Annotated in this window: 2 protein-coding genes; both read right to left on the reverse strand. The window is 75.1% G+C overall.

Translation table 11 applies throughout. The features are described from left to right. Nucleotides 1–14: 14 nt before the first annotated feature. Entirely contained in the window at nucleotides 15–1,091 is a 1,077-nt protein-coding gene (locus HCN52_RS24215) for a serine/threonine-protein kinase (RefSeq protein ID WP_168090554.1), read from the reverse strand. Nucleotides 1,092–1,359: 268 nt separating this feature from the next. Continuing rightward, the gene (locus tag HCN52_RS24220) at nucleotides 1,360–1,560 is read right to left on the reverse strand and encodes a hypothetical protein (protein ID WP_376767208.1); all 201 of its coding nucleotides are present in this window, start codon (nucleotides 1,558–1,560) and stop codon (nucleotides 1,360–1,362) included. Between the last annotated feature and the right edge of the window lie 137 nt (nucleotides 1,561–1,697).

The following is a 1,697-nucleotide window of genomic DNA, read 5'->3' on the forward strand; positions in this document are numbered from 1 at the left end:
GCGCCGGTTGGCCGTCACGCTGGGCGCGGTGGTGCTCGCCGTCGTCCTGCTCGTGGGCGGGGTGCTCGCGCTGGCCTGACCCCGCCGGCCAGTTCCTCGGCGTCGGGGACCCGCATCCGGGTGTGGGTGACGCGGTCGGGGTCGGTCACCGTGCCCTGCACCAGCGCGACGGCGCCGCGGGGTGCCGCGGGCTCCTCCACGCTCTCCTCCGCCGTGTCGCGGCCCCGCCGGCCGGGGTCGGCCTCCTCACCGGTCTCGATGTCGAGCGCGGGCAGCCCGCGGAGCGCCGGTTGCAGCTCGCGCAGCCGGGAGGCCAGCTCCGCCGCGCGCAGCCGGGAGGCGGGCGCCTTGGCCAGGCACTGCTGGAGAAGCTCCCAGAGGTCGGCGGGGAGGCCCGGGAGCGGCGCCGCCGTCTCGGTGACGTGCCGGCGCAGGACGGCGCCGGTGTGACCGCCGCCGAAGGGGGTGAAGCCGGCGAGCAGCTCGTAGAGGACCGTCGCGAGCGCGTAGATGTCCACCGGCGCCCGGGAGGGCAGCCCCTCGACGATCTCCGGCGCGATGTAGTCCGGGGTGCCGACGACCCGGGAGGCGGTGCCGCGCCGGGGCTCGTCGATGAGCGTGGCGACCCCGAAGTCGGCGAGCAGTGCCCGGGGGGCGGGGCCGCTGGTGTCGAGGAGGACGTTCTCCGGCTTGACGTCCCGGTGCACCACCCCGGCGCGGTGCGCCACGGCGAGCGCGTCGGCGACGTCCACCGTCAGGGCGACGGCGTCCGCGGGGGCGAGGCGCCGGTGCCGCTCCAGGTGCGCGCGGAGGTCGGCACCGCTCACCAGGTCCATGACCAGCGCGAGCTCCGTGCCGTCCCCGTCGATGACCAGTTCGCGCACCCCGACGATGCACGGGTGTTCGAGACCGAGGAGGGTCCGGCGTTCGTGGGCGAACCGCTCGACGAGTTCGGGGTCGGCGGCGAGGTCCTCGCGGAGCACCTTGATCGCGACGGGGCCGTCGGGCCCCCGGCCGAGCCACACCGTTCCGGCGCTGCCCCGTCCGAGGACGCGCTCCGTGGTGTACTGGCTACCGATGTTGCGTGCCATGGCGGCAGGTTACGGCGTCGATGCGACACCACCCCCCAACCACACCGGGATTGCCCGCATTTGCGGAAGAACATCGGAGCGCCCGCGCCGGGATAAATCGACAAATCCCCGAGACGGCACCCGCGTGCGGCGGCTCGGCTCTGTCGGGGAGCGCCGCGGCGCGGACCCACGGCGATCCCCGGAGCGCGTCTCCCGGGGAACGCGCCCCGCCGGGCCCCGTTCACCGGGAGACGCGGTCGGAGCGGCGCGACGCCCCCGCGGGGCGGGGTCAGTTCCCGTTCAGGTCCGCGATCCCGTCCCGGACCCCGTCCACACCTTCCTGGGCGCTGTCGACGAGGCCCACCCACTCCCCGACCCGGTCGAAGAAGTCGGTGGTGGCGTCCCAGAACCCCTGGCCCTGCGCCACCCAGTCCGGCAGCGGTGTCAGGTTCCAGAGCAGGAAGCCGATCACCACGATGATCAGCACCATGAAGAAGCAGCCCTTCAGGCACCCGAGCCCCGGGATGCGCGTCGGGTTGGCGCTGCCCCGGCAGTACCTCCCGTTGCTCGGCCGCCCGCTCGCCCGTCGCGCCGGTGCCGATGCCGAACGGGCCGGTCACCGTCACC

Source organism: Streptomyces bohaiensis, from assembly GCF_012033785.1.
Taxonomy (GTDB): Bacteria; Actinomycetota; Actinomycetes; order Streptomycetales; family Streptomycetaceae; genus Streptomyces; species Streptomyces bohaiensis.

Excerpts from the sequence above, each read along its gene's own strand:
- HCN52_RS24215 (WP_168090554.1), bottom strand. The coding sequence starts at position 1,091 with ATGGCACGCAACATCGGTAGCCAGTACACCACGGAGCGCGTCCTCGGA.
- HCN52_RS24220 (WP_376767208.1), bottom strand. The coding sequence starts at position 1,560 with ATGGTGCTGATCATCGTGGTGATCGGCTTCCTGCTCTGGAACCTGACA.